The 24,442-nt window shown below is 70.8% G+C and carries 20 protein-coding genes; 11 read left to right on the forward strand and 9 right to left on the reverse strand.

The annotated features are described in order from the left end of the window. Positions 1–51: 51 nt before the first annotated feature. Positions 52–1,470 carry a class I SAM-dependent methyltransferase gene (locus tag ACGFIA_RS07095; RefSeq protein WP_357468111.1) on the reverse strand — a complete coding sequence of 473 codons (1,419 nt, stop codon included), beginning with the start codon at positions 1,468–1,470 and terminating at the stop codon, positions 52–54. Next, the gene (locus tag ACGFIA_RS07100) at positions 1,467–4,589 is read right to left on the reverse strand and encodes an amino acid adenylation domain-containing protein (protein ID WP_357468114.1); all 3,123 of its coding nucleotides are present in this window, start codon (positions 4,587–4,589) and stop codon (positions 1,467–1,469) included. The genes ACGFIA_RS07095 and ACGFIA_RS07100 overlap by 4 nt, the downstream gene beginning before the upstream one ends. 269 nt (positions 4,590–4,858) lie before the next feature. On the opposite strand from ACGFIA_RS07100, the gene mtnA reads away from it, so the two are divergent. The 6 genes from mtnA to ACGFIA_RS07130 are packed head-to-tail and all read left to right on the forward strand — an operon-like array spanning position 4,859 to position 9,809. Beyond that, positions 4,859–5,893 (forward strand): S-methyl-5-thioribose-1-phosphate isomerase, encoded by a 1,035-nt coding sequence (gene mtnA / locus ACGFIA_RS07105; RefSeq protein ID WP_357386719.1) that lies wholly within the window; start codon positions 4,859–4,861, stop codon positions 5,891–5,893. Beyond that, entirely contained in the window at positions 5,890–6,510 is a 621-nt protein-coding gene (gene mtnB / locus ACGFIA_RS07110) for a methylthioribulose 1-phosphate dehydratase (RefSeq protein WP_357468117.1), read from the forward strand. The genes mtnA and mtnB overlap by 4 nt, the downstream gene beginning before the upstream one ends. Positions 6,511–6,538: 28 nt before the next feature. Continuing rightward, on the forward strand, positions 6,539–7,123 hold the full coding sequence (locus ACGFIA_RS07115; RefSeq protein WP_357386715.1) for a cupin: 585 nt from the start codon (positions 6,539–6,541) through the stop codon (positions 7,121–7,123). Then, positions 7,120–7,806 carry an acireductone synthase gene (gene mtnC, locus ACGFIA_RS07120; protein WP_357386713.1) on the forward strand — a complete coding sequence of 229 codons (687 nt, stop codon included), beginning with the start codon at positions 7,120–7,122 and terminating at the stop codon, positions 7,804–7,806. Before ACGFIA_RS07115 ends, mtnC begins: the two co-directional genes overlap by 4 nt. Further along, a complete protein-coding gene (locus tag ACGFIA_RS07125; RefSeq protein ID WP_357468120.1) occupies positions 7,807–9,030 on the forward strand; it encodes a pyridoxal phosphate-dependent aminotransferase in 1,224 nt (407 codons plus the stop codon). After that, on the forward strand, positions 9,003–9,809 hold the full coding sequence (locus ACGFIA_RS07130; protein WP_357386709.1) for an S-methyl-5'-thioadenosine phosphorylase: 807 nt from the start codon (positions 9,003–9,005) through the stop codon (positions 9,807–9,809). The genes ACGFIA_RS07125 and ACGFIA_RS07130 overlap by 28 nt, the downstream gene beginning before the upstream one ends. A 79-nt stretch (positions 9,810–9,888) precedes the next feature. On the opposite strand, the gene purD is transcribed toward ACGFIA_RS07130, so the two are convergent. Beyond that, on the reverse strand, positions 9,889–11,205 hold the full coding sequence (purD, locus tag ACGFIA_RS07135) for a phosphoribosylamine--glycine ligase (protein WP_357468124.1): 1,317 nt from the start codon (positions 11,203–11,205) through the stop codon (positions 9,889–9,891). Between the two features lie 25 nt (positions 11,206–11,230). Next, positions 11,231–12,847, reverse strand: a complete 1,617-nt coding sequence (locus ACGFIA_RS07140; RefSeq protein WP_357468128.1) for a PLP-dependent transferase — start codon at positions 12,845–12,847, stop codon at positions 11,231–11,233. A gap of 116 nt (positions 12,848–12,963) precedes the next feature. On the opposite strand from ACGFIA_RS07140, the gene ACGFIA_RS07145 reads away from it, so the two are divergent. Both ACGFIA_RS07145 and ACGFIA_RS07150 read left to right on the forward strand, forming a co-directional pair. Next, positions 12,964–14,328, forward strand: a complete 1,365-nt coding sequence (locus ACGFIA_RS07145; RefSeq protein ID WP_357477143.1) for an MFS transporter — start codon at positions 12,964–12,966, stop codon at positions 14,326–14,328. 10 nt (positions 14,329–14,338) lie between these two features. Continuing rightward, positions 14,339–14,716: a RidA family protein gene (locus ACGFIA_RS07150; protein ID WP_357386700.1), complete on the forward strand. Its 378-nt coding sequence runs from the start codon at positions 14,339–14,341 to the stop codon at positions 14,714–14,716. Between the two features lie 89 nt (positions 14,717–14,805). On the opposite strand, the gene ACGFIA_RS07155 is transcribed toward ACGFIA_RS07150, so the two are convergent. Together ACGFIA_RS07155 and ACGFIA_RS07160 are read right to left on the reverse strand one after the other, a co-directional pair. After that, the gene (locus ACGFIA_RS07155) at positions 14,806–16,134 is read right to left on the reverse strand and encodes an FAD-binding oxidoreductase (RefSeq protein ID WP_357468131.1); all 1,329 of its coding nucleotides are present in this window, start codon (positions 16,132–16,134) and stop codon (positions 14,806–14,808) included. An 11-nt stretch (positions 16,135–16,145) separates the two neighbouring features. Beyond that, positions 16,146–17,747: a PLP-dependent transferase gene (locus ACGFIA_RS07160; protein WP_357468134.1), complete on the reverse strand. Its 1,602-nt coding sequence runs from the start codon at positions 17,745–17,747 to the stop codon at positions 16,146–16,148. A gap of 162 nt (positions 17,748–17,909) precedes the next feature. Between ACGFIA_RS07160 and ACGFIA_RS07165 the strand changes: the two genes are divergently transcribed. From ACGFIA_RS07165 to ACGFIA_RS07175, 3 genes are all read left to right on the forward strand, one after another. Continuing rightward, positions 17,910–18,941, forward strand: coding sequence for a GNAT family N-acetyltransferase (locus tag ACGFIA_RS07165; RefSeq protein WP_357386695.1), 1,032 nt, complete (start codon positions 17,910–17,912; stop codon positions 18,939–18,941). After that, entirely contained in the window at positions 18,938–20,170 is a 1,233-nt protein-coding gene (locus ACGFIA_RS07170; protein ID WP_357386693.1) for an MFS transporter, read from the forward strand. The genes ACGFIA_RS07165 and ACGFIA_RS07170 overlap by 4 nt, the downstream gene beginning before the upstream one ends. 126 nt (positions 20,171–20,296) lie before the next feature. Beyond that, positions 20,297–21,085, forward strand: coding sequence for a methyltransferase domain-containing protein (locus ACGFIA_RS07175; protein ID WP_357386691.1), 789 nt, complete (start codon positions 20,297–20,299; stop codon positions 21,083–21,085). A 66-nt stretch (positions 21,086–21,151) separates the two neighbouring features. Here the strand turns inward: ACGFIA_RS07175 and ACGFIA_RS07180 are convergent, their stop codons facing one another. The 3 genes from ACGFIA_RS07180 to ACGFIA_RS07190 all read right to left on the reverse strand — a co-directional run bounded on the left by ACGFIA_RS07180 (position 21,152) and on the right by ACGFIA_RS07190 (position 24,438). After that, positions 21,152–22,306 (reverse strand): aminotransferase class I/II-fold pyridoxal phosphate-dependent enzyme, encoded by a 1,155-nt coding sequence (locus ACGFIA_RS07180; protein WP_357386689.1) that lies wholly within the window; start codon positions 22,304–22,306, stop codon positions 21,152–21,154. Between the two features lie 240 nt (positions 22,307–22,546). Continuing rightward, positions 22,547–23,260 (reverse strand): transglutaminase domain-containing protein, encoded by a 714-nt coding sequence (locus ACGFIA_RS07185; protein WP_357386687.1) that lies wholly within the window; start codon positions 23,258–23,260, stop codon positions 22,547–22,549. After that, positions 23,257–24,438, reverse strand: coding sequence for an acyl-CoA dehydrogenase family protein (locus tag ACGFIA_RS07190; RefSeq protein ID WP_357386685.1), 1,182 nt, complete (start codon positions 24,436–24,438; stop codon positions 23,257–23,259). Before ACGFIA_RS07190 ends, ACGFIA_RS07185 begins: the two co-directional genes overlap by 4 nt. Positions 24,439–24,442: the final 4 nt, after the last annotated feature.

The raw sequence follows: 24,442 nt of genomic DNA on the forward strand, positions 1-24,442 counted from the left end.
CGCCCGTGACGGACGTGCGCCCCTGGCCGTCCGGCCGGCCTGGACCGGCCGTCAACGACACGACCCGTCGTGCCGGCCGAGGTCGCGCAGCCGCTTCTCGACGGCCGGAGGCAGCGCGCTGACGACCTTGATCGGGGCGACGTCGGACTCGGGCAACCGTTCGGCGACGAAGCGGCGTATGTCCTCGGCCAGCTCCGCCGCCTGTGGGTGGTTCAGGTAGTGCGCCGCCGACTCGATCGGTTCCCGCACCTCGTAGAGGTCGGTCAGCGGCTCGGCCGCGTCGGTGCCGAGGAAGACGGCGTCCATCTCGTCCGGACGCGCCGATGCGGTCACCACGACCGTACGGCCGAGGCGCTCGGCGAGGAGGTGCAGATCCTCCGGCAGCCAACCCCATGCCTCCCCGGGCGGGACCGGCTCGGCGCGCTCGATGGCATCCGCCGCGGCCACGAGTGCGGTCAGCGCCCGGTTCGGGATACCGGTCACCCGCAGGTCCTCGCCCGCCCGCTCCGTGAGCTGACGGGTGAGTCCGGTGAGATCGGCACCGTCGGGCAGATCGCCGAACCGCAGCCGGGGCACACCGGCGAGTGAGCGGACCGGTGCCGGCCCCTTGTGCAGGACCGCGTCGAACCGGAAGCTGGTCAGCTCGTTCACCGCGGAGCTGCGCTTGAGCTGGATGTCGACGCCCACCACGTCCGGCAGCTCCCGCGCCGTGGCGACGAAGTACTCCGGGGCGAGCAGCATCCACTGCTGGGTGACGGCCGCCTCGCGTACCCGGTCACGGATCTCGGCCGGCGAGGCCGCGGGGTCGCGTGTGCGCTGCACCTCGGTGAGGAACTGCGGCAGCAGGCTCAGGTTCCGGTTGTCACCGACGAACAACCGGCCGCCCGGCGCCAGCACCCGCAGCGCCTGCTCGATGAACCGGCGCAGGTACCCGTGCCCGGGGAAGTGCATCGTCACCGAGTTGAGGATCACCGTGTCGAAGTAACCCTCGGGAAAGCGGTCGGTCTCGACGGCCTCGGCCGCCCGCAGGTGCACCCGGCCCGCCCAGGGAACGCCCGCGCCCCGCAGCCGGGCCCGCAGCTTCGCGATGGTGACCGGCGAGAAGTCGGTGGCCCGGTATTCGACGCAGTCGGGGGCCAGGTGCCAGAGCAGCAGTCCCGACCCGACGCCGACCTCGAGCACCCGCGACGGCTTCAGGGCACGCACGCGGCGGACGGTCGCCCCGCGCCACTGTTCCATCTGGTCGGTCGGGATGAGCTCTCCGGTGTAGCTGCTGGTCCAGCCGCTGAAGTCGGAGGTGTGCCCGGCCGCCTCGGAGTCGGCGGAGTAGAGGTCGTCATAGAGCCGGCGCCAGCGCGTGACGAACTCGGGCTGCCGTGGGTCGGCCGGTACCACATAGATCACACCGTCTCCCACGGCCGCACGCTCCACCCGGGGGTGCGTGCCGAGGACGGTCTCAAGGCCGGTCATCGCCCGCTCCCCATCGCCACCGCCTGCGCGGCCAGCGCCCGCAGGTCGACCTTGGCGTTCCTGGTGAGGGGGAACGCCTCGATGAAGGCCCACAGCTCCGGCACGGCCCAGGCCGGCAGCGTCTGGCCCACCCAGGCCCGCAGCTCGGCCGCCGACGGGGCCGGGCCCTCAGGGATGACCCCGGCGATCAACCGCTGGTCGGCGACCTTGCCCTCGCCGACGACGACCGCGTCGCGCACTCCCGGGTGCTCGCGCAGCCGCCGCGCCACCGCCTCGGGCTCGACGCGAAACCCGCGTACCTTGAGCTGCTGGTCGAGGCGACCGACAAACATGAGGCGACCACGACCGTCCCAACGCACCAGGTCTCCGGTGCGGTAGAGGCGCTCGCCCGTGTCCGGCGCCTTCGCGCCGAAGGCGCGGGCGGTCTCCTCGGGTTGGTCCAGATAGCCCTCGGCGAGCGCGATGCCGCCGACGCAGAGTTCACCGACCGCGCCTGGCGGCACGGGGTGACCCTCGTCGTCGAGCACGAACAACCGTGTGCCCGTCAGTGGCCGGCCGATCGGCAGCGGGTCGCTCACCTCGGCCGGCGAGTCGAAGTGGTGGATCGTGGTGAAGGTGGTGCACTCGGTCGGGCCGTAGGCGAGGCTGATCCGCAGTCCCTCGTGGCGTTCCAGCACGCGCCGCACCTGCTGTGGCGGTGTGACCTCACCACCGGTGATCACCTGACGCATACGCGCGAACGCCTCGGGCCGGTGGTCGGCCATGAGCCGGAACAGGCCGGTGGTCAGGAACGCGACGGTGACCTCACGCTCGATCAGGAACCGGGCCAGCTCGGTCGGGGCGACCGGCCCGTCCGGAAGGACCTGCAGGCCGGCGCCGGACAGCAGCGACCCGAAGATCTCGAACGTGGACGCGTCGAACGCCAGGGGCGCGGCCCGCAGGAAGCGCTCGCCGGGGCCCTTGCGCGCATAGTCGGCGTCGCGGATGAGGCGGACCACCGCGCGGTGCGGCACGGGAACGCCCTTGGGCCTTCCGCTGGAGCCGGAGGTGAAGGCGATGTACGCGAAGCGGCCCGGGTCGGCGGGCGCCGGCTCAGGCCCGGGTTCCAGCGGCATCGCAGGCGTCCACGGTTCGACCGACGGCCGGCCGGCCAGCTCGGCCACCTCGGGCGCGCCGATGACGGCCACGGGCGAGACCTGGCGGAGGATCTGGGCGAGCCAGTCACGTGGGGCGGCCTGGTCCACCGCCACGTAGGTCGCTCCTCGATGCAGCACCGCCAGCACGGCCACGACCTCGGCGACGCCGCGGGGTACGGCCAGCACGACGCGGTCGCCCGGGCGGACCTGGGCCAGGGCGGCGGCCTGGGTACGCACGGCGGCGAGCAGTTCGTCGTACGTCAGGTCATCGACCGCCACCTCGTCCGGAAAACGCTCTGCCGTCTCCTCGAAGAGGTGCCACAGATCCGCCTCGCAGTCGGTGGCCGGCCCGTCGGAGAGCTCCTCCAGCCACCGCCGCTGCCCCGCCGAGATGGCCCGCACCGTCGACACCGGCGCGTCCAGGTCCGTGACCAGCTCCTCGAGCGCCGCCGTGAAGCCCTCGATCAGGGCGACCGCCTCGTCCGGCCGAAAGACGCTCGGCTGGTACTCCAGCTGCAACGACGGCCGCTCACCCCAGTTGGTGAGGAACAGCGTCGTCTCCATCATGGACGAGCCGCCGTATCCCTCGTGCAGCCGCAGGTCCAGCCCACCCGCGCGCAGCCGGTCGCCCACCAGCTCGTCGTGGGCCTCGAACACGGCCTGGATGACCGGCGTCCGATCGCGGACCTCCTCCTTCCCGAGCGCCCGGATGATCTCCTCGAACGGCAGCTCGGAGCGGCCGGTGGCGGCGGACCAGGAGGCGGCCCAGGCGCGCAGCTGCTCGGCGACCGTACGGGTGCCGCCGATCTGGAAACGTACCGGTACGATCCGCACGCACAGCCCGAGCACGTCGTGCAGCTGAATGGCCTCCCGCCCGGACATCGCGACGCCGATGGCCAGGTCCCGCAGACCGGCCCGACGCCCCACGGCCATCGCCCAGGCGCTGCACACGACGACGGTGTGGGGCACGCCGAGCCGGTGCGCGGTCGCCTCGACACGGTTCCGCAGCTCGGCGCTCAGGCTGAACGGCAGGTGCACGCCCGTCACGTCGGGGACCTCGGGCCGCTTGCGGTCGACGGGCAGTGGCACGGTGTCGGGCAGCCCCGCGAGGTCCTCGACGGCGAGCCGGGTCAGCTCCGCCAGCCGCCCGTTCTCGCTGATCTCCCGATGCCAGGCCGCGATCAGGTCGGGCGAAGGCCCGGGCTCGGCGACGCCCGTGGCGTACGCGTGGGCGAACGCGTGCCAGAACCGGCCCAGCGCCCACCCGTCCATCAACGTGTGATGGAACAGGACGCTCAGCAGGTCGGGTCCGCCCTCGACCCGGGTGTGCACGAACAGGATCGGCGGCTCCTCGAACGGCCGCAGCAGCCCCGGCGCGGCCGAGAGCTGGCCGTGGACGATGGCCACCACGTCACCGCCGGCCGGCGGTGACAGCCGCTGCTCGATCAGCCGCGGTTCCCAGCTGGGCAGCACCCGGCGGCTGAAGTCGTCGCCCGGAGACCCGGAGACGTACCCGCCGTGGGAGGACGCGGCGGCCTCGCGCTCGGCACGCGCGGCGGCGCCGGAGGTGAAGATGGTGCGCAGTGCCTCGTGGTTGCGGGTGAGCGCGGCCAGCGTCGACCGCAGCCGCTCCGGATCGAAGGGTACGGCGCTCTCCGCCGTGAAGATCACCCGCACCGGGCGACCGTCGATCATGTCCTCGGCCAGGAGCATGCCGGCCTGGCCGGTCAGCAGCGGCCGGTCCACGGCGGTGCTGTCGTCGCCGGCCGACACCGGCTGGTACGCGGTCGCCTGCGCCATGGCCTCCGTGAGCGGCACGGCCGCCCGCAGTGCGCGCAACGGTGGCGCGACGCCCAGCCGGCGCTCGACCCGGGCGGCGAAGTCGGCCGCTCGCAGGGAGGTGCCGCCCAGATCGATGAAGGATGCGGTGTCGGCGCGCTCCTCGATCGTCTCGGTCGCGCACCCGAGCACCTCGGCCGCCACTCTGGCCCATTCCCTGCGATCAACTCCGCCGGGTCCGACTGGCGCACGGTCGAGTTCGTTCGTGGTCATCGCCACCCCTACCGGTCTCGGCATCTCTGTCGATGCAGCCATGCTTCTCGATTCCGGAGACGCAACGCACCTCTCGCCTTGCTCTACCGCCACTGCCGGCCCGCGTGGGCTGGCCGTCCGCACGACCGAGGATCCGCCCTCGGCACTGTCCGCACGATCGAAGATGCCCGCCCGCCCGGCCGGTTGCGAGACTGACGCGCATGAGTCTCTCCATCGCCTGGCGGGACGGTGCCGTCGAAGCGGTCGACCAGTGCGCCCTGCCGCACGAGTACCGGCTGCTGCGGCTCACCACGCCGGGCGAAGTGATCGACGCCATCCAGCGCCTGGCCATCCGGGGGGCCCCGGCCATCGGAGTCGCCGGTGCGCTCGCGGTGGCGATGTCGGCGCGGGCGCACACGCGCGACGGCGTCTGCGACGAAGGTGCCGTCCGCGCCGACGCCCGGCGGATAGCCGACGCACGGCCGACCGCCGTGAACCTGAGCTGGGCGGTACGCCGGGTGATCGGCGAGCTCAGCGGCGGTGCCGACGCCGTGCTCGCCGAGGCGAACGCGATCCTCGTCGAGGACGAGCAGCGTAACCGCGCAGCCGCCGACGAGGCCGCCGAACTCGTCCGGCGGTTGTGCGGGCGGAAGCCGTTACGGCTGTTGACCCACTGCAACACGGGCCGTCTGGCCACTGCGGCGTGGGGCACGGCGCTCGGCGCCATCCGCGTTCTCGCCGGCACCGGCCACGTGGCCGAGGTGCTGTTCGGTGAGACCCGGCCGCTGCTGCAGGGCGCCCGGCTCACCGCGTGGGAACTGGCCGAGGCCGGCATCCCGCACCGCATGCTGGTCGACTCGGCCGGGCCGGCCGCTCTGGCCTCGGGCATGGTGGACTGCGTCCTGGTCGGGGCGGACCGGGTGTGCGCGAACGGAGACGTGGCCAACAAGATCGGCACCTACTCGCTCGCGCTGGCCGCGCACCGTGCCGGCGTCCCCTTCATCGTCGTCGCACCCGAGTCGACCCTGGACATGTCGCTGGCCAGTGGTACGGAGATCCGCATCGAGGAGCGCGCGGCCGGTGAGGTCACCGCGTTCGGCGGGGTGGAGGTCGCGCCGGCGGGCACCGCTGTGTTCAATCCCGCGTTCGACGTCACGCCCGCGGAGCTGGTGACCGCCGTCGTCACCGAATCCGGGCCGTTCCGCCCGCTGACGACGCCGCTGTCGGCACCGCCAGTGGGTGAGCCGGTCTCATGACCTGGTCCGTCGACGGCGCGGGCAACGCCCTGGCCGAGACCGCCGCCGCGCTCTACACCCGCGGCTGGCTGGAGGGCACCGCGGGTAACCTCTCGATCCGGATGCCCGGTGGCGAGACCGCCCTCATCACCGCCAGCGGCGTCAGCAAGGGCTCGATCACCGGCGCCGACGTGGTCGAGGTCCGCATCGACGACGCGCGCCCGGTGCGGGCCGACGCCCCGAGGCCGTCGGCCGAGACCACCATCCACGCGGCGCTGTACCGGTTGTCCGCCGAGTCCCAGGCGGTCGTCCACGCCCACCCGCCGTACGCCACCGCGACGGCGATCCTGGCGGCGCGGCGCGGCGCCGACAACGTGACGTTCACGGACCTGGAGATCATCAAAGGGCTCGGACTCTCCGATCCGTCCAAGGTCGTCGTTCCGGTGTTCGACAACCACGCCCACGTGCCCCACATCGCCGGCGACGTCCTCGACCGCATCGCCGCGGACGCGCCGCCGGTGATGCTCATCGGCAATCACGGGGCGACCACGTGGGGGCCGACGCTGGACATCGCCCGCAACCGCATGGAATGCCTGGAGGCGATGTGCCAGCTCACGTTGTTGGTCGACCGCTCATGACGTGCCATCAGTGACAAGGAGATCTGAGATGACCCTGCTACAGGTCATGCCCAAGGACGACGGTACGAACGTGTTGACGCGCACCGAGGACATCGCCGAGATCGCCGCCGAGCTGGCGCCGCACGGCATCCGGCTCGAGCGCTGGGCGACCGTCCCGCTGGCCCCGGACGCCGGGCAGGAGGAGGTGCTCGCCGCCTACGCCTCCGAGGTGGAGCGGCTCTCGGCCGAGGGCCCGTACCCGCTCGTCGACGTGGTCCGGATGGTGCCGAACGACGCCGACCCGGAGTGGCCGGCCAAGGCGGAGGCGGCCAGGACGAAGTTCCTCAACGAGCACACCCACGACGAGGACGAGATCCGCTTCTTCGTCGAGGGCAGCGGATGCTTCTACCTCCACCTCGGTGACAAGGTCTACGCCGTGGTCTGCACGGCCGGTGACCTGATGTCGGTCCCGGCGGGCACGACGCACTGGTTCGACATGGGTACCCGGCCGCACTTCTGCGCCATCCGGTTCTTCCAGGAGGAGGACGGCTGGGTGGCCGAGTTCACCGGTTCGGAGATCGCGTCCCGGATCCCGACCCTCGACGAACTGCTCGCTCCCGCGTCCACCTCATGACCGGTGCGGTCGTCCTCGACATCGAGGGCACGGTCAGCCCGCTGTCAGCCGTGCACGACGTGCTGTTCCCCTACGCCCGCGATCGGATCGAGAGCTGGGTGCGGCAGGACCGCCCCGGCACCCGCGAGGTGGTCGCCGGGGTTCGCGGCCTGCTCGGCGACGGTTACGACCTCGACGACGTGGTACGGACGCTGCTCGACTGGCACGACCAGAACGCGAAGCACAGCCCGCTCAAGACGCTGCACGGGCTGATCTGGGAGCAGGGTTTTCTGGCCGGTGAGTTGTCCGGTGTCTTCTACGCGGACGTGCCGCCGGCACTCGCCGAGTGGCACCGGCTCGGCACGCCCTGCTGGATCTACTCCTCCGGTTCCGCGCTCGCCCAGAGGCTCTGGTTCTCCCGCAGCGACCAGGGGGATCTGCTCGGCTACCTGGCGGGGCACTTCGACACGGTGACCGGCGGCCCCAAGCGGGACCCGGCTTCCTACCGGAGGATCGCGCACGCCATCGGCGCGGACGGCAGCGACATCCTGTTCCTGTCCGACAGCCGGGCCGAGCTGGACGCCGCCCGGACGGCGGGCTGGCGGGCCGTGGGCGTACGCCGGCCCGGCTGCGAGACCGACTTCGGCACCCACCGGGTGGTCGACGACCTCGCCGGGTTCGGCGCGAGAACGGAGGTGGCCTGAGTGAGCAACGACGTGCTCGTCCCCAAGTTCGCGGCCTTCCGCAGCACGATCTTCGCCGAGATGACCGCGCTGGCGAACCGAACCGGCGCGATCAACCTCGGTCAGGGCTTCCCGGACAGCGACGGCCCTCCCGAACTGCTCAAGGCCGCAGCGGAGGCGGTGCTCGCCGGGCACAACCAGTATCCGCCGCTGCCGGGTGTGCCCGAGCTTCGCCGCGCGATCGCCGAGCAGCGGTCGGCCGACTACGGCACACCGTACGACCCGGACACCGAGATCCTCGTGACCGCGGGCGCCACCGAGGCGATCACCGCCGCGATCGCCGCTCTGGTCCCGGCGGGCGACGAGGTCCTGGTGTTCGAGCCCTACTACGACTCGTACAGCGCGGCGATCACCATGGCCGGGGCCCGCCGGCGCACCGTACCGCTGCGTCCGGAGCACGACCGCTTCACCTTCGATCCCGACGAGCTCGCCGCGGCGGTGACCCCACGCACGCGCGCGGTGCTGGTCAACACGCCGCACAACCCGACCGGCACCGTGTTCTCGGCGGCCGAGCTGGCCCACATCGCCGCCGTCTGCCGCCGGCACGACCTGATCGCCGTCACCGACGAGGTCTACGAGCACCTGACCTTCGACGGGATCCGGCACGTCCCGCTGGCCTCGCTGCCGGGGATGGCGGAACGAACGCTCACCATCTCCTCCGCGGGCAAGACCTTCAACGCCACCGGCTGGAAGATCGGCTGGGCGTGCGGGCCCGCGCGGATGGTCGCCGCCGTGCGGACGGTGAAGCAGTACCTCACCTTCGCCGGCGGCACGCCGTTCCAGTACGCCGTCGCCGCGGCGCTGCCCGAACGGCACGGCTGGCTGAACGAGCTCCGGGCGCGTCTCATGGCCGCCCGCGACACGCTACGGGACGCGCTCACCTCGTCCGGATGGCAGTGCTTCTCCTGCGAGGCGGGCTACTTCCTCCAGGCGGACGCCCGGTCGGTCGGCTACCTCGACGGCACCGCGCTGTGCCAGGACCTGGCCACCAAGGCGGGCGTGGTCGCCATCCCCAGCTCGGCGTTCTACGCCGACACCGAGGCGGGGCGGCACCTCGTCCGGTTCGCGTTCTGCAAGAGTCACGCGGTGATCGCCACCGCCGCCGGCCGGTTGGCCGAGTTCGCCAGCACCACGAAGCAGCGGGAAGGAGCGGCATCATGGCGGGAAGCACGCCGGTCGGTGTGATCGGTGGCAGCGGGCTGTACTCGCTGCTGGAGGAAGCCGAGCAGGTCAGCGTCGAGACTCCCTACGGGGAGCCGTCCGACAGTCTGGTGCGCGGCGTGGTCGGCGGCCGCGAGGTGGTCTTCCTGCCCCGGCACGGCAAGGGCCACCGGCACCCGGCCCATGTGATCAACTACCGTGCCAACCTCTGGGCCCTGCGGTCGCTCGGCGTACGCCAGGTCCTCGGCCCCTGCGCGGTCGGCTCGCTGCGCCCCGAGCTCGGGCCGGGCACGTTCGTCGTGCCCGACCAGGTGGTCGACCGGACCAGTGGCCGCGCCGCCACCTTCTTCGACACCGGCGCCGTGCACGTCGGCTTCGCGGATCCGTACTGCCCGGACGGACGGGCCGCGGTGGTGAAGAACGCGGCCGAGTTCGGGCAGCCCGCCGTCGACGGAGGGACGATGGTCGTGATCAACGGCCCGCGGTTCTCCACCCGCGCCGAGTCGCAGTACTACGCTCGGCAGGGCTGGTCGCTGATCAACATGACCGGCCTTCCGGAAGCGTCGCTGGCTCGCGAGCTGGCCATGTGCTACACCTCGATCGCCCTCGTCACGGACCTCGACGCCGGCATCGACGAGGAGAGCGCGGTGGCACAGGACGAGGTCTTCCGCGTGTTCTCCGAGAACGTCGAGCGGCTGCGCGAACTCGTGTTGCGGACCGTGGCGGGGCTCGGTGACCAGGGGGAATGCCGGTGCGCCCACGCGCACGACGGGCTCACCATCCCCTTCGTCCTGCCGGGGTGAAGCCTGCCGGAATGACAGGGGGACCGTCCTCCCGCAGGACGGTCCCCCTGTCGTCACCGGCGCCGGGCCTGGTCCGGCGTCAATCCCACGGCATGGCCTTCGCGATGTCGTTGCGGTACCGGATGCCCTGGAAGCTCACCTCGGCTATCGCCTGGTAGGCGTGCGAGGCCGCCTCGTCGAGCGTGGCGCCGCGACCGACCAGGTTGATGCTCTTGCCCCCGTCGGTGATCAGCTGGCCGTCGGGCCGGGTGCGGGCGGCACCGTAGAAGACGAGGCAGCGGTCCCGGTCCACGGCGTCCAGACCGGTGATGGGATAGCCGCGGCCGTACTCCCCGTAGGGCCAGCCGGGAAAGGACCGGCCGGGCTCCCTGGTCGGCCCCTGGGTGGCCACGACGTTCACGAAACACTCGTCGGTGACGGCCAGCGGCGGTTGCCGGTCGAGGCTGCCGTCCAGGATGGACGCGGCCACCTCCGTGAAGTTCGTCGTGATCCGGGGGAACACCACCTCGGCCTCCGGGTCACCCATCCGGGCGTTGATCTCGATGAGGTGGAGCTGGTCTCCGACGAGCATGCAGCCGACGTAGATCACCCCGGTGTAGTGGAGTCCCTCGGCGTTGATCGCGGCAAGCAGCGGCCGCAGCATCTGACGCTCGAACCTCTCGATCTCCTCGGGTGTGTCGTCCGGGCTCGGCGAGAAGGCGCCCATGCCGCCGCACATGACGCCGCGGTTGCCGTCGTCGGACCGGGGGTAGTCGACCGCCATCGGCAGCATCAGGTGGTGTTCCCCGCCGACCAGCGCGAAGTACAGGAGTTCCCGGCCGACCAGCTTCTCCTCGATGATGATGGTTCGTCCGCCGGGGCCGAAGTCCCGGGAGACCATCAGCCGGTTGATCGCGTCGATCGCCTCGGCCTCGGTGTCGCAGATGAAGACGCCGTTGCCCTGGCACGACTCGTTGCCCTTCACCACGTGCGGGCCGTCGACCGAGCGCACGTACGCGATGGCGGCCGCCGGATCCTCGAAGTACCGGTATCCCGCGGTCGGGATGCCGTACTTCACGCACAGTTCCTTCGTGAACTTCTTGCTGGACTCGAGACGGGTCGCGGACCGGTCCGGGCCGATGGTGGGGATCCCCGCGGCGCGCAGCTCGTCGACGAACCCTTCGGTCAGCGATCTGGGATGGGCCGGCATGGCCAGGTCCGCGCCGATCTCCCGGGCGTACTCCACGACCGGGCCGGAGTGGTAGATGTCCAGCCAGGGCGCCGAGACGATGCGATCGTCCGTGATCGCCGCGCAACCGGGGGCGAGGTGCACGGTGACGTCCGGGTCGGTTCTCACGAACAGGTCGGCGAAGGCGTGGCCCCGGCCGGCGTAGTCGATGATGAGCACATTGCGCATCCAAGGGCTCCCGTTGGGGCGGCAGTTATGGGACTCGGGAAATCCGGGGTGAGCCGTCACCCGCGAGATCGCGGGGCGACACGCCGACGTGGTCGGCGAGGGCCTGGGCGAACGCCTCGGCGAGCGCTTCGAGCTGGTCGGCCCGGTCGCCCGCGTAGAGCCGCAGGAAGGGGGGCTCGCCCTCGGCGAAGGCGTCCGCGGCGGACACTCGTGGGATCGAGAAGCCGAAACTGGCTCCCTTGGTCACCTGCACGCCCGAGACGCGGGCGTAGGCGAAGATCCGGTCGAACAGCAGGTTGAGCTCACCCTTGGTGTTGCGGTCCCGGTCGTGGAACAGGAACGTCACACACCCACCCGCGTACGGCAGCCGCTCGGCGATCCGGACGTCGGGGTGGTCGGGCAGACCGGGGTAGAAGACCGCGCCGGCATCGGTGACCCGGTGGTCGCCGCGCAGCAACTCGGCGATCCGCAGGGCGTTCGCGCCGATCCGCGTCATCCGCCGGCGATAGAAGGATCGCTGATACCGCGGGAACAGGTCCGCGCCGTGCCGGTAGAGGATCAATCCCGTGTTGCGGCGTTGCCGGTCGAAGGCCTCCCGCAACTCGACCGGGTAGGCCACCATGCCGGCCATGCCGGCGTCCATGCCCAACTGGAGGTACTTCGAGCCGCTCTCGTAGTACAGCACCTCGACCTTGTCGTCGCTGTTCAGCAGGTCGGCCGGCATGCCACCGGAGAGCATGGTGCCGTCGATCACGACTGTGGTCCGCTCGATGACCACCGAGCGCAGCCGGGCCAGCAGGCCGGGCAGGTCGATCATCCGCTGCTCGGCCGTGTTCGACAGCGGGTCCACGAAGAGGGCTCGCGGCCGGTAGTGCACGACATCGGCGATGATCTCCTCGACGCCGTACCCGGAGGCCCGCTCGACCCGGACGAACGGCAGCGTGACCAACTGCTCGGACGCCTCGAAGTAGATGTACGGCGCCATCAGGACCAGGTCGCCGTTGCGCAACCGCTCCCGCAGCAGGAATGCCTCGACCAGAGTGTAGGCGGCGACACCGGACGAGGTGGCGCTGATCGAATGGCGCTCCGGTGACAGGCCGAGAACGTCGAGCAATTGCGCCTCGACCCGGCGCACCGGATCGTGCTCGTAGCGCTCGTAGTTCACGATTGGTGAGCCCTGCGCCCGGAGGTCGAAGAATTGCACGGCCACCGACTGGTCGAATGCGGCCGAACGCCATTCCAGCGCACCACGGACATAGGAGTGCGTGGCCAACCCGAAGCGGAGCGCCAGCTCGCTCGCCGACAGCAGGCTCGCGTCGATCGCGGACAGTGTCAGAAGCAGGTGCCGCTGCTCGGCGATGCGCTCGCCGGCCGCGTCGGCCGCGGCGACCAGGGCGGCGACGACCGGCTCGTCCACCGGTAGCGTGTTGCGCTCGCAATATCCGACGAACTCGTCGATGTCGTGCCGTGCCGTGCTCAGCTCCCAGGCGCAGCTGTCCAGCGCTTTGACCAAGTCCTTAACCTGGTCGGACGCCTGCGGCCCGGCGACGTCGCCGACCGGCCCCGTGGTTGCCGGCGGGCCGCCGGAGAGGACCCGCGGCTCGCCGCTGTCGTCGGCCGTCGACCGCGTGTGCTCTGGCAACGTGCTCCTCCAACTCGGGCCGGCTGTACCGGGAACGCCGCTCCGGCGGACATCGTCACGCCAGCTCTGATGCTACTTTGTGGCCACGCCACGAAATCTTGTTCCAAATTGCTCAATTGCCGGATCACGTCGACCTGGTCGGTAGGCATGGGCACACTTGTCACGAATCTTGGGCTACATTGCCGGTGAGGGGATACGACGCTGTCATGGATGTCGACCCGCAGGCGCCACCCGCGAAGCAGGCGCGCAGCACGGGAGCGGCCGACCTCTCGAAGCGCCAGGGGCGGACGACCACTCCGACGCCGATCCTGAACCGCCAGATGGTCCTGTTGCTGCTGGCCGCGTTCGGCGCGCTCACGAACTTCTTCCTGCTCCTGTCGGTCGTCCCGCTCTATGCCGGCGGGTCGGACGCGGGCGACGTCGGTGCCGGTCTGTCCACCGGTGCGATGATGCTGTCCACGGTGCTGCTGGAACTGGCCGCACCGAAGTTGCTGGCTCGATGGGGCTATCGGACGGTGCTGACGCTGGGGCTGCTCCTGCTGGCGGTGCCGTCGCTGTTGCTGACCGTCTCGGCGGCGGTGGAGCTGGTCATCGCGGTGTCGCTGGTGCGGGGCGCCGGGTTCGGCATCTTCGTGGTCGCCGGCGGCGCCCTCGTCGCCGAACTGGTCCCACCCGAACGCCGCGGGGAAGCCCTCGGGCTGTACGGGGTCATCTGCGCGATACCGGCCGTCGTGGGGTTGCCGGCCGGGGTGTGGCTCACCGACCACGTCGGATTCTCGACGATCTTCACGGCGATGACGGTGATCGGGTTGGCCGGGGTGATCGCCGTGCTCCTCCTGCCGTCCAGGGCCGGCCGGGTCGAGCAGGAGCCCAGGGTCTTCAAGGGGATGACAGGAGCACTGGCCCGCCCGACGCTGATCTTCACGGCACTCGCGGTGGCCTCGGGCGTGTTCGCCACCTTCCTGCCGCTGGCGGTGTCGGCGGATTCACGCGGCCTGGCCGCGCTGGCTCTGCTCATCCAGTCGTGCCTGGTCGCGCTGGCGCGCTGGGCCGCGGGCTGGATCGCCGACCGTCACGGCGTGTCCCGGCTGCTGGTCCCGGCCGTGCTCTCGGCGGCCGTCGGCACCCTCTGCGTGGTCTGGCTGGACAGCCCGGTCGCGGTGATCGCGGGCATGGTGCTGTTCGGCATCGGTTTCGGCGCGGGGCAGAACGTGACGATGGTGATGCTGTTCGAGCGGGTCGACAAGGCCGAGTTCGGCCGGGCGAGCGCGCTGTGGAACTTCGCCTACGACGCCGGGCTCGGGATAGGCGCCGTGGGATTCGGTTTCGTGGCCGACATCCTCAGTTACCCGGCCGGTTTCGCGCTGACCGCGGCGCTGCTGCTGATCGCCGTCGTCCCGGCCGTGCGGGACCGGAGCGCCCGGTCGTCCACGGGGCAACTGAGCACGCACGAGGATGACACCCGGGTAGGGACTTCTTAGCATCGCTGGCATGAACTTCACCAACGTGGATCCCCCGCATCTCGCCGATCCGGGGCTCTCCCAGGGTGCGCTCGTCACCGGTGCGCAGCGGCTGCTCTTCATCACCGGTCAAGCGCCGTTGACCGCCGAGGAAGCGGTGCCGGAGGGCTTCGAGGCACAGTGCCGGCTGGTCTGGCGCAACGTGCTGGCGGTGCTGCACGAGGCCGGGATGACCGTCGAGAACCTCGTCAAGGTCACCACCTACCTGGCCGATCGCTCCGACCGGGAGATGAACTCCAAGATCAGGCAGGAGATGCTCGGCGGCCACCGGCCCGCTCTGGGGATCATCATCACCGGATGCTGGGACGAGTCCTGGCTGCTCGAGATCGAGGCCATCGCGGCAGCCTGATGCCCTGAACCATCCGGGCCCGCCAGGTCGCGTCCTCCCTTCCGCCGGACGCGACCTGGCGGGTTTCCGCATTCGCGGGTCGGCGACGATCAGGGCGCCGGCTTGATGTTCTGGTTGAGGTGGAACACGTTGTCCGGGTCGTAGGCCCGCTTCACCTCGGCCAGCCGGGTCAGCTTGGCGGGCGGGTAGGCACGGCGGACACCGTCGGTCCCGTCGTCACTGAGCATGTTCACGTAGACCCCGCTGGCAAACGGTTCGAGCGCCGCCGCCACCTGCTTCGTCACCGCGATCCGGTCGGCGTCCTCGGCGGGATCGGTCCACGACGAGCGGACCCCGAACTCGAAGAGCGTCTGCCGGTGGCCGAACGCGGTCTCCTCGTCCGGCACCTCGGCGATCGCCCCGCCGTACGCCTCCAGCCAGCCGCCCGGCAGTCCCTCGCCGCTGCCGTCCCGCGCCCCACGGGACAGGTACGCCTCGATCGCCGCGTCCGGGAACGTCGACAGGTAGTGGTCCTTTGAGAACTGGCGCAGGCCGTGCCGATCCGCCTCGTCGTCCCTGGTCTGCAGCTCGTGATAGCTCGCTTCGTACACCCGCTCGCGCACCGGCCGGCTCAGCCCGCACAGCTCCGGCACGAGGCCCTTGCCCTGGTCGGGATCGCCGACCCAGACGTACCCGACGGTGACCTCCGCGTCGGAGACCGACGCGGTGAACGTGGCCTGGCGCGGCGCAATGGCACTGAGATCCCGCCAGCCGCGCAGCACCGCCGGACCGGCGTCGATCGGGAAGGTCAGCTCCGCCACCAGCGCCCGCGGGTCGACCGCGTGCAGCCGGAACTCGAACTCGGTGACCACGCCGAAGTTCCCGCCACCGCCGCGCAGCCCCCAGTACAGGTCCGGATGCTCGGTCCGGCTCGCCCGCAGCACCTCCCCCGCCGCCGTGACCACCTCGAACGACAGCACGTTGTCGCAGCCCAGTCCGTACTGCCTGGCCAGCCAGCCCATGCCGCCACCGAGCGTGAACCCGCCGACCCCGGTGTGCGAGACACTTCCGGTCGTGGTCGCCAGACCGTGCGGAAGTGATCCGCGGTCGACCGCGCCGAGCAGTGTTCCGCCCTTGACGACGGCGGTGCGACGTGCCGGGTCGACCTGTACACCGTGCAGCGGCCGGAGATCGATCAGCAGACCGTTCTCCGGCACGGCCGGCCCGAGTGCGGCGTGTCCGCCGCACCGCACGCCGATCTCCAGCCCGGCGTCGCGCGCGGTGCGCACGGCGGCCACCACGTCCCGCACGCTCGCACATTTGACGATCATCCGGGGCCGGTGGTCGACCATCCCGTTCCAGGCGGCGCGTGCGTCGTCGTAGTCACGGTCCCCCGGCCGGAGCACCCATCCGTCCAAGCCGTCAATCAGGTCACCCATACCGCCTCCTGTCATCCCACGATGGCTTCGGCGATGGCCTCGACGAGGCCTTCCACCTGATGCATCCGGTCCCCCACGTAGAGCCGGAGGAACCGCGGCTCGTCGTCGGGGATCGGCACATATCTGTACTCCTCCTCGGTGGTGCTGACGCTCTGCGCCCACACCCTCGGTACGGAGTAGCCGAAGCTCACGCCCTTGGTGACCTGGATGCCACGCGTCCTGGCCCGCACCAGGATGTGGTCGACCACAGTGTCGAGATTGTCCCATTCGTTGCGTACGTGATCGTGGTACAGGAACGTCACGATGCCGCTGCCGTAGGGCAGGTCGGCGGCCAGCCGCCGGTCCGGGTGGTGCGGCAGCACCGGGTGGTGCACCATCCCGGCCGAGCTGACCCGAGGATCGGCGTGCAGGAGGGTCGCCACCCTCTCGGCGTTGGCCCAGATCCGTCGCATTCTCCTGCGGTGCACCGAGACCTCGTAGCGCGGGAAAAGCTCGGCGTTGTGCCGGGCGAGCACCAGGCCGGTGTTGCGGCGCAGCATGTCCATCCGCTCGGCCAGCTCGATCGGGTACGCCACGAGACCCGCGAGGGCGAAGTCCATGCCCAACTGGAGGTACTTGGTGCAGCTCTCGTAGTAGATGACCTCCAGCCGGTCGTCGGAGGCGAGCAGTGCCGGCTGCAGCGACGCGCCGGTCATCGTCCCGTCCACGACCACGGTGCAGCGTTCGGTCACCACCTCGCGCAGCCGCCGGAAGAGCTCGGGGAGGTCAAACATCCGCTGCCGCACGTTGTTCGCCAGCGGATCGACGAAGATGACCTTCGGGCGGAGCCGGACGACGTCCGCGATGAACTCCTCGACGGTGTACCCGGTCGCCCGCTCGGCCCGAATCTCGGGCAGCGCGTGGAGCTGCTGCGCCGCCTCGTAGTAGATGTAGGGCGCCAGGAGCATCGTGTCGCCCGCACGGAGCCGGTCCCGCAGCAGGAACGCCTCGATCCAGGTGTACGCCGCCATGCCGGAGGAGGTCACCCCGATTGCGAACCGGTCAGGCGGGAGGCCGAGCAACTCCAGCAGCTGGCGCTCGACCCGGATCACGGACGCGTGCGTACCGTTGCGGTCGTAGTGGATCGTCGGCCACGCCTCGGACTGGGTGCCGAAGAACTGCACCTGGGCCGACTGCCCGTAGGACTTCGCGGACCAGTCGAGCGAGTGCCGCACATAGGCCAGCGTCGCCACGCCGAACCGCAGGACCGCCTCGCTCGCGCCCAGCAGGTCCGCCGCGTCCGTGGTGGAGGCGGCGAGCAGGGCCTGCTGCTGCCGGGCCATCCGCATACCGACCTGGTGCGTCGCGGCTACCAGCTGCGCGAGCACCGGCTCGTCCACCGGCAGCTCGTTGCGCACGCAGTACGTCGCGTACTCGTCGATCTCGCGCCGCGCGGCACGTAGTTCGACGAGGTAGCCGTCGAACTGCTCGCTCAGGTCCTTCACCTGCTCGGGCAGCACGTCGTCGAGCGGCGCGCCGGCGCCGAGGCCCGGTGCCGTCACGGAGCCCGCAGGGCCGCCGAAGCCGTGGTCCCCGCCCGTCATGCCGTCATGCCAGGCGATGGATCGCGTCATGAGCGCCATCGTCGCAACCGCCCGGCGCGATGAGCATCTTCGATCGTGCGGGTGTTCGGACATCCATCTCGGAAAATGCGCTCTTCGGAAGCGGCTCTCGCCCGCGAGCGCGGTCCGGGCCTAGTTTGAGAGGTGGAATGTCCGCGGTACGGAGGAGTTTCCATGACCGTCACGCCGTCCTCTGAGGCGCAGTCCCACCGGCCGACGGTGTTCGACACCCAGGAATGGCTCGACGCGTGGACACGGGCGACCATCGAGCGGCGACGTGTCATCCACCCGGGTCGGGCGCCGCGCTACCTGTTGGAATACTCGCCGTTCTGGCAGGGCCTCGAGAACGACACCGGCAGCGGCGTCGTCTGGGACCGGCCGGTACTCACTGTCGGCTCGATCTACTCCGTCTACGGCCCGGCATATCTGGCCGGTGACGAGTCGGCGGTGGCCGCCCTGGTCGACGAGACCCGCGAGCAGGCGCGAGACCTCGGTGCGGCCGGGGTCCTGGTGCTCAACCTGCCACCCGGTCCGGCCCGCCAGTGGGCCGCCGTCCGGCCGCCCGACGTCTTCGCCCGCCTGGACACCGCCTACTACAAGAACCCGGGCAGCGGACCGGACCCGGTGATGGGCGAGGTCAAGACGAGGAAGCGGACCGACTGGCGACGCCGCTGGCGCCGGGCCACCGAGAAGGGCGTCAAACTCGTCGAGGAGACGGGCCCTGACGCGGTGGCGCAGATCGACCGGGTTCTCGAGCTGACGAACGGCTCGTCGGTCAAGCACGGCTGGCCGGCGCTGTACGACAGCACCACCCTGGAGGCGGTGCTGTCCACGCCGTACGCCAGTCTGATCCGGGCCGTCTGGGAGGACCGGACGATCGGGGTGTCCGTGTCGCTTGAGCACGACCGCCGGCTCTACATCTGGGGCGCCGGCACCGACGCCAGCGTCTACCACGAGGTGAGCCCCTATCCGTTCATGCTGTACGAACTCCTCGCGCAGGGTGTGGAGCGCGGCTGGGACGTCATCGAGTTCGGCCGGGGCAACGACACGTTCAAGAAGCAGCACGGTTTCAAGGGCACCCACCTCTGGGGGCTGTGGTACGCGGCCGACCCGCAGGACGTCGACGTCTACCGCCCGCGGTTGACGACCGTGCACGAAGGCCTGCTGACAGTGGCCGGTTACGAGGGACTAGCGCAGCATCCATGACCACCGGCAGACGGACCGGGATCGCGGCGCTGCTGCTGTCCGCGGTGATGATGAACATCGCGTACACCATGCTGGTGCCCCTGGTGCCGGAGCTGACCGGGCGGTTCCAGATGTCCGCCCTGGAGATCGCCGCCGCGTTCAGCGGCTTCGCCGTGGCCAAGGCACTGACGCAGCCGATCGGCGGGATCCTGGTCGACCGCACGCCACGTCCGCAGGTGCTGGGTTTCCTGGGGATGAGCCTGACGGCAGCCGCAGTGCTCGGTCTGGCCTTCGCCGCCGCGGGCTGGCAGGTGCTGGCCTGGCGGCTCGCCTGGGGTGTGGCCGAGGGGCTCACCATGCCGGTGCTCTACCAGCTGGCCAGCTCGTTGGGAGCCCGTTCGCGCTACGGATCAGCCCGCGTGCTGGGCTGGTTCGGTGGCTGCTGCACGGCCGGCATGGTGCTCGGTCCCGCCGTGGTCGGTCTGCTGCACCCCGTACTCGGATTCACCGGGGTGTTCCTGGCCGGCGCGGTGGTGACCGCCGCCGGCGGAGTGCTGTTGCTCGGCCTCCGGACCGAGCCGGTGGAGGCCGAGCCGCCGGCCGCCGAGGCAGAGCGATGGAGCACGGGAGCCGTCCGCCCGCTGGTTCTCCTGGTGGCTCTCTTCGCGGTGCTCGACCTGATCAACAACGCGCTGTTCTCGGCGTTGGAACCGGTGGTCCCCCTGCACCTCGACACGTTCACGAGCAACGGGGTCGCCTACACCTCGGCGATCTACACGGCCGGGCTGGCGATGTTCATGGTCGTGGCCATGACCTGCGCCGGGTTCGTGGAGTCCCGGCCGTTGCTGGTGATCGCCGCGTACGCCCTCGGCGCCGAGGCGGTCGGTCTCGCCGCGGTCGGCCTGTTCGACGGCGTGGTGGCGATGGGTGCCGGCCTGCTGCTGTTCATGACGGCTCAGCCGGTGCTGTACCTGGTGACCCGGCAAGGGGTGAACCGCGTGCCGCGGCATCTGCTCGGGCGCGCCTTCGGGGCCTTCGGAATGGTGTCCGACACCGGAATGGTCGTGGGCCCGCTGCTGGGTGCTCTCGCCTACACCCAGCTCGGCATCTCCGCCTTCCTCGTCATGGCCGGCGTCGCCGCCGCGGCGGGACTGGGTGTCGCGCTGCTTCGGGTCGTCCGGAGCGATTTCGTGTCCGAGAAGAGCGTCGGGAGTCCTGCCGGCGGCGAGCCGGTGCGGGCGGAGCGATGACCCGCGCCGAGGGAGCGCGGACGGAACATCACATCGTGCCGGCATGAAGCAACATGGGAGATGACTGGTCGATCTCCGGCGGGCAGCATTGGCCTGACCAATCGCCGGGCCGACCAGGAGAGTGACGTGTCGACCGTTTCACCCAAGGTCATGGAGAACTACGCCTCGCAGGCCTTCCTCGGTAGCTACCTGTACACCGACTGGGGGGACGTCGTCCTGCCCGAGGCCCTGCCGGACCGCCGCCTCGCGCGGGCCGAGCCGCCGGTCGCGGGGCGTTTCGCCCGCGCGACGGCCGACCTCGTGGTGCAGTGGTGGCCGTCCGCGGAGCCGCCGGCCCGGGTCTTCGACGTCGGTGGCGGCACGGGCCGTTTCCTGTACGAGATGGCCCGCCGCGGCTTCGGCGACGAGGAGCGCGTGCTGTCGGAACCGGCCGACATGTTCAACGTGTGGGCGCGGCGCCTGCTGTGCGGCGAGCCGTTCGACGGCTGGTTCCCCATGCCACCGCGTGATTCCGAGCGGCCGGACTTCCGCCTCGTGGACGCCGCGGACATCCCGAAGCCGGACGACAAGGCCACCGTCTACCCGGTGCCGGCCGAACAGGTGCCCCGGGAGGCCGGCCACTTCGACCTCGTCAGCGTGCTCAACGTCGTCGACCGGGTGCCGGACCCACGCCAGGTCGTGTCGGCGGCGGCGCGGCTGCTGCGTCCGGGCGGCCTGCTCGTGCTCTCCAGCCCGCTGGCCTTCGAGAGCCAGTACACCGACGAGGCGAACTGGGTCAGCGACCTGCACGAGCTGGTGGACAGCGACGAGTGGTCGGAGGTCGGCCAGCACGAGGGCGTGCCCTACGAGTTCCTCTACTACGACCGGCACCTCACCCGCTACTACAGTCAGGTGCTCGCCGTCACCAAGCGGTGAGGCCGGCCGGAACGCACGGCAGCGCCCGGGCCGGCGGCCCCGTGCGGGGCCGCCGGCCCGGCCCTGTCACAGCACCCCGTTCGCCAGTCTCGTGACGACCTCGGTGATCACGTCGTTCGAGAGGGAGAAGGACACCCGCACGTACGGCCGCTCCGGCGGGTTGAGGTAGAACGCCTCGCCGGGCACCGTGCCGATGCGGGTCCTCTCCAGCAGGACCTCGGCTGCCTCCGTCCCGCTCGCCACTCCCATGGCGGAACAGTCGACCAGCAGGTAGTAGGCACCCTCGGGCTCGTTGGGCGACAGCCCGGCGGCCGTGAAGCCGGCCGCCAGGGCACGGCGCTTGCCGTCGTACGTGGCACGCAGGTCGCGGTAGTAGTCGTCACCCATCCGCAGCGCCCGCGCGCCGAACTCCTGCAACGGGGTGGCCGCGCATCCCACCAGCGCGTCGGCGGCGAGCCGCACCGTACTCATCAGGGGGGCCGGGCCGCAGACGTAGCCCAGCCGCCAGCCGGGGATGCTGAACGACTTCGACAGCGAGGAAATCGTCAGCGTCCGCTCGCCGAGGCCGCCGACGGTCGCCGGGGCGAGGTGCGGGTCGGAACCGAAGTAGATGTCCGCGTACACCTCGTCGCTGATGACGAGCAGGTCGTGTTCCTCGGCGACGGCCGAGACGATCATCAGCTCCGCCTCGGTGAACCGTCGCCCGCTCGGGTTGTTCGGCGTGCAGACGATCATCGCGCGGGTGTGTTCGGTGATGGCGGCCCGCAGGCCCTCCTCGGTGATCTCGAACGTCGGCGCGGCGAGCCGCACCGGTTCGGGGCGCAGGTTCAGCACCTTCAGCGCTGACAGGTGGTAGCTGTAGAAGGGCTCGAAGACGAGCACGCCGTCACCGGCGTCCAGCAGCGCCGTGAGCGTCGCCAGCAGACCGCCCGTCGCGCCGATCGTGGTCACGACCTCGGTGGACGGGTCCACGCTGAGCCCGCTGTGCCGCTTGAGGCGGTCGGCGACCGCGTCCCGGAAGACGCCCAGGCCCTCGGCGGGACTGTACGAGTGGTCCACCTTCCCGAAATCGCGGGCGCTCTCGACCAGCAACGACGGCGGCGGCGGCACCTGGCACAGCCCTTGCGCGAGGTTGATGGCATCGAGTTCCTGGCACCGCGCGGTCATCGCCCTGATCGAGGACTGCTGCATGCCGCGCATCCTCTTGCCGATCTTCGCCATGGTTGGTCTCCGAACTCCGGTAGCTGACGCTGCCGGCAGCGAGGGTGAACGGTTCAGCTGACCGCACGGCTCGTGGCGGGCGTCGCAGCGGCCGGCGCTGCTTCCATGATCGCCAGGCCGGCCTTCCGTTGTCTTCTCTCACGTTGCCGGCCCCGGCCACCACGCGACGAAGCGGCGCGACGGCACGCCGAACGGCGGATCCGCGCGAACGCCGCGCGGATCCGCCGACCGGACCGGAACTCAGGCGGGGACCTGGTCACCCCCGGCACGGGAGCCGTCCGGCGCCGTCGCCTCGGCCACCAGCGAGCCCGCGGCCGTCGTGTGCGAGCTGGCGAACAGCAGCGGATGGGCCGAACGGATGCCCTCCACCACGAGGTCGTAGGGGACGTCGTCGAACTCCCCCCGCATGAGCAGGAACTCCATGTGCTGCCGGCCCTGCTCGTCGAAGGGGTGGTACAGGCTGTCGGACAGCCCGTCGAAGTCCAGCGGCCTGATCTGGTAGAGCTTGCAGAGCATCTTGTTGAACACCGGAGTCGCCTTGACCCAGGTGCCGTTCAGGTGGACCGAGGTCAGGCTGTGGAAGCGGAAGATGTCGCCGCCGACGAGTTCCCGCAGCCGGGGCGAGGCCAGGTGGTTGCGGACGTCGCCGTAGACGATCCGGCTCGGCACGCCGACCGCGCGCAGCGCCGCCGCGTACAGGATCGACTTGTGTACGCAGAAACCGAAGCCGCGCTCGATCACCCCGCTGGCGGTGAGCCCACGGCGGGAGAGGTCCGCGCCGTACACCTCGTAGCGGATGCCGTCCCGCACGGCGTAGTACAACCGGACCGCCTTGTCGACGTCCGAGCCGCCCGCGTCGTCGCCGAGGGCATCTCGGACGAAGCCGCGCACCACGGGCGAGTCGTAGTCCAGGAACTCGGTGGCCCGTACCAGTGCCGGGTCGATGTCACTCATGTCGTGCGCCCCCCTGTCGAGCCGGCCGCCGGGGCGGTCCGACCCAGCCCCATCAGGGCCGCCACCCGCTGACGTTGGATCTCCGAGGTACCGGAGTAGATGGTTCCGGACACCGCGTTGCGCAGGTCCTTTTCCAGCCCGTACTCGGTGGTGTAGCCGTATCCGCCGAATACCTGCACGGCGGCGAGTGCGGACCGGACGTTGCTCTCACTGACGACCAGCTTGGCGATCGCCACATCGGTGGCGACGTTCTCCCCGGCGGCCATCCGCTCGGCGGTGTCGTAGAGCCACTTGCGGGAGGTCTCCAGGTCGATGCGCATGTCGACGATCCGGTTCGACACCGACTGGTAGGAACCGATCGCGGCCCCGAACTGGACGCGGGTGCGGGCGTACTCGACGCACCGCTCCAGGCGGTGCTGCATCTCGCCCAGCACCCCGGCGAAACCGCACAGGATCTCCCACCGCATCACCGCGTCGAGCACCAGCAGGCCCGCGCCGACCGATCCGACGACATGGTCGCGCGGCACCCGCACGTCGTCGAGGAACACCTCCGACAGCGGGGACGTGCGCAGCCCCATCTTGCCGATCGGCCCGCCGACGCTCAGTCCGGGCGAGTCCCGCCGGACCAGGAACGCGGTGACCGCTGTCGGGTTACCGGGGCGGCCGGTACGGGCGTAGACGACCACCAGGTCGGCGATCGGGCCGTTGCTGACGAACGCCTTGCTGCCGCGCAGCACGAAGTGGTCGTCCTGCGCGGTCGCGGTGGTGGCCATGTTGGTCACGTCGGAGCCGCCGGCCGGCTCGGTGATCGCGTGCGCGCCGATCATCGTGCCGGCGGCGATCTCCGGCAGGTACCGCTCCCGCAGCGCCGGAGAGCCGAAGCGCTGCAACGGGACTCCGGTGCTGACCAGGTGGGTGCAGGCGGAGAAGGTCAGCCCGGCGTCGCGGCAGACGTAACCGAGCCCTTCCAGGACGTACATCGTGGTCGGCAGGTCACGGCCGAGGCCGCCGTACGCCTCGGGAAAGGGCAGTCCGAACAACCCGGTCGCGCGGAGGCGCTTCCACCCGTCCCAGGAGAACTCGCCGCTGGCGTCCCGCTCCAGATGGTCCGCGCCGACCTGCCGTCCGACCTGCTCGGCCGCGTCGCGCAAAGCCCGCTGTTCGTCATTCCAGCGCATGCCC

This window comes from Micromonospora sp. NPDC049203, from assembly GCF_043197215.1.
Classification (GTDB): domain Bacteria; phylum Actinomycetota; class Actinomycetes; order Mycobacteriales; family Micromonosporaceae; genus Micromonospora.

Bases quoted from the DNA above. Each gene is read 5' to 3' on its own strand.
- ACGFIA_RS07095 (WP_357468111.1), bottom strand. From the start codon at position 1,470: ATGACCGGCCTTGAGACCGTCCTCGGCACGCACCCCCGGGTGGAGCGT.
- ACGFIA_RS07190 (WP_357386685.1), bottom strand. From the start codon at position 24,438: ATGCGCTGGAATGACGAACAGCGGGCTTTGCGCGACGCGGCCGAGCAG.
- mtnA (WP_357386719.1), top strand. From the start codon at position 4,859: ATGAGTCTCTCCATCGCCTGGCGGGACGGTGCCGTCGAAGCGGTCGAC.
- ACGFIA_RS07150 (WP_357386700.1), top strand. From the start codon at position 14,339: ATGAACTTCACCAACGTGGATCCCCCGCATCTCGCCGATCCGGGGCTC.
- ACGFIA_RS07170 (WP_357386693.1), top strand. From the start codon at position 18,938: ATGACCACCGGCAGACGGACCGGGATCGCGGCGCTGCTGCTGTCCGCG.
- mtnC (WP_357386713.1), top strand. From the start codon at position 7,120: ATGACCGGTGCGGTCGTCCTCGACATCGAGGGCACGGTCAGCCCGCTG.
- ACGFIA_RS07165 (WP_357386695.1), top strand. From the start codon at position 17,910: ATGACCGTCACGCCGTCCTCTGAGGCGCAGTCCCACCGGCCGACGGTG.
- mtnB (WP_357468117.1), top strand. From the start codon at position 5,890: ATGACCTGGTCCGTCGACGGCGCGGGCAACGCCCTGGCCGAGACCGCC.
- ACGFIA_RS07180 (WP_357386689.1), bottom strand. From the start codon at position 22,306: ATGGCGAAGATCGGCAAGAGGATGCGCGGCATGCAGCAGTCCTCGATC.
- ACGFIA_RS07155 (WP_357468131.1), bottom strand. From the start codon at position 16,134: ATGGGTGACCTGATTGACGGCTTGGACGGATGGGTGCTCCGGCCGGGG.
- ACGFIA_RS07160 (WP_357468134.1), bottom strand. From the start codon at position 17,747: ATGACGCGATCCATCGCCTGGCATGACGGCATGACGGGCGGGGACCAC.
- ACGFIA_RS07130 (WP_357386709.1), top strand. From the start codon at position 9,003: ATGGCGGGAAGCACGCCGGTCGGTGTGATCGGTGGCAGCGGGCTGTAC.
- purD (WP_357468124.1), bottom strand. From the start codon at position 11,205: ATGCGCAATGTGCTCATCATCGACTACGCCGGCCGGGGCCACGCCTTC.
- ACGFIA_RS07185 (WP_357386687.1), bottom strand. From the start codon at position 23,260: ATGAGTGACATCGACCCGGCACTGGTACGGGCCACCGAGTTCCTGGAC.
- ACGFIA_RS07115 (WP_357386715.1), top strand. From the start codon at position 6,539: ATGACCCTGCTACAGGTCATGCCCAAGGACGACGGTACGAACGTGTTG.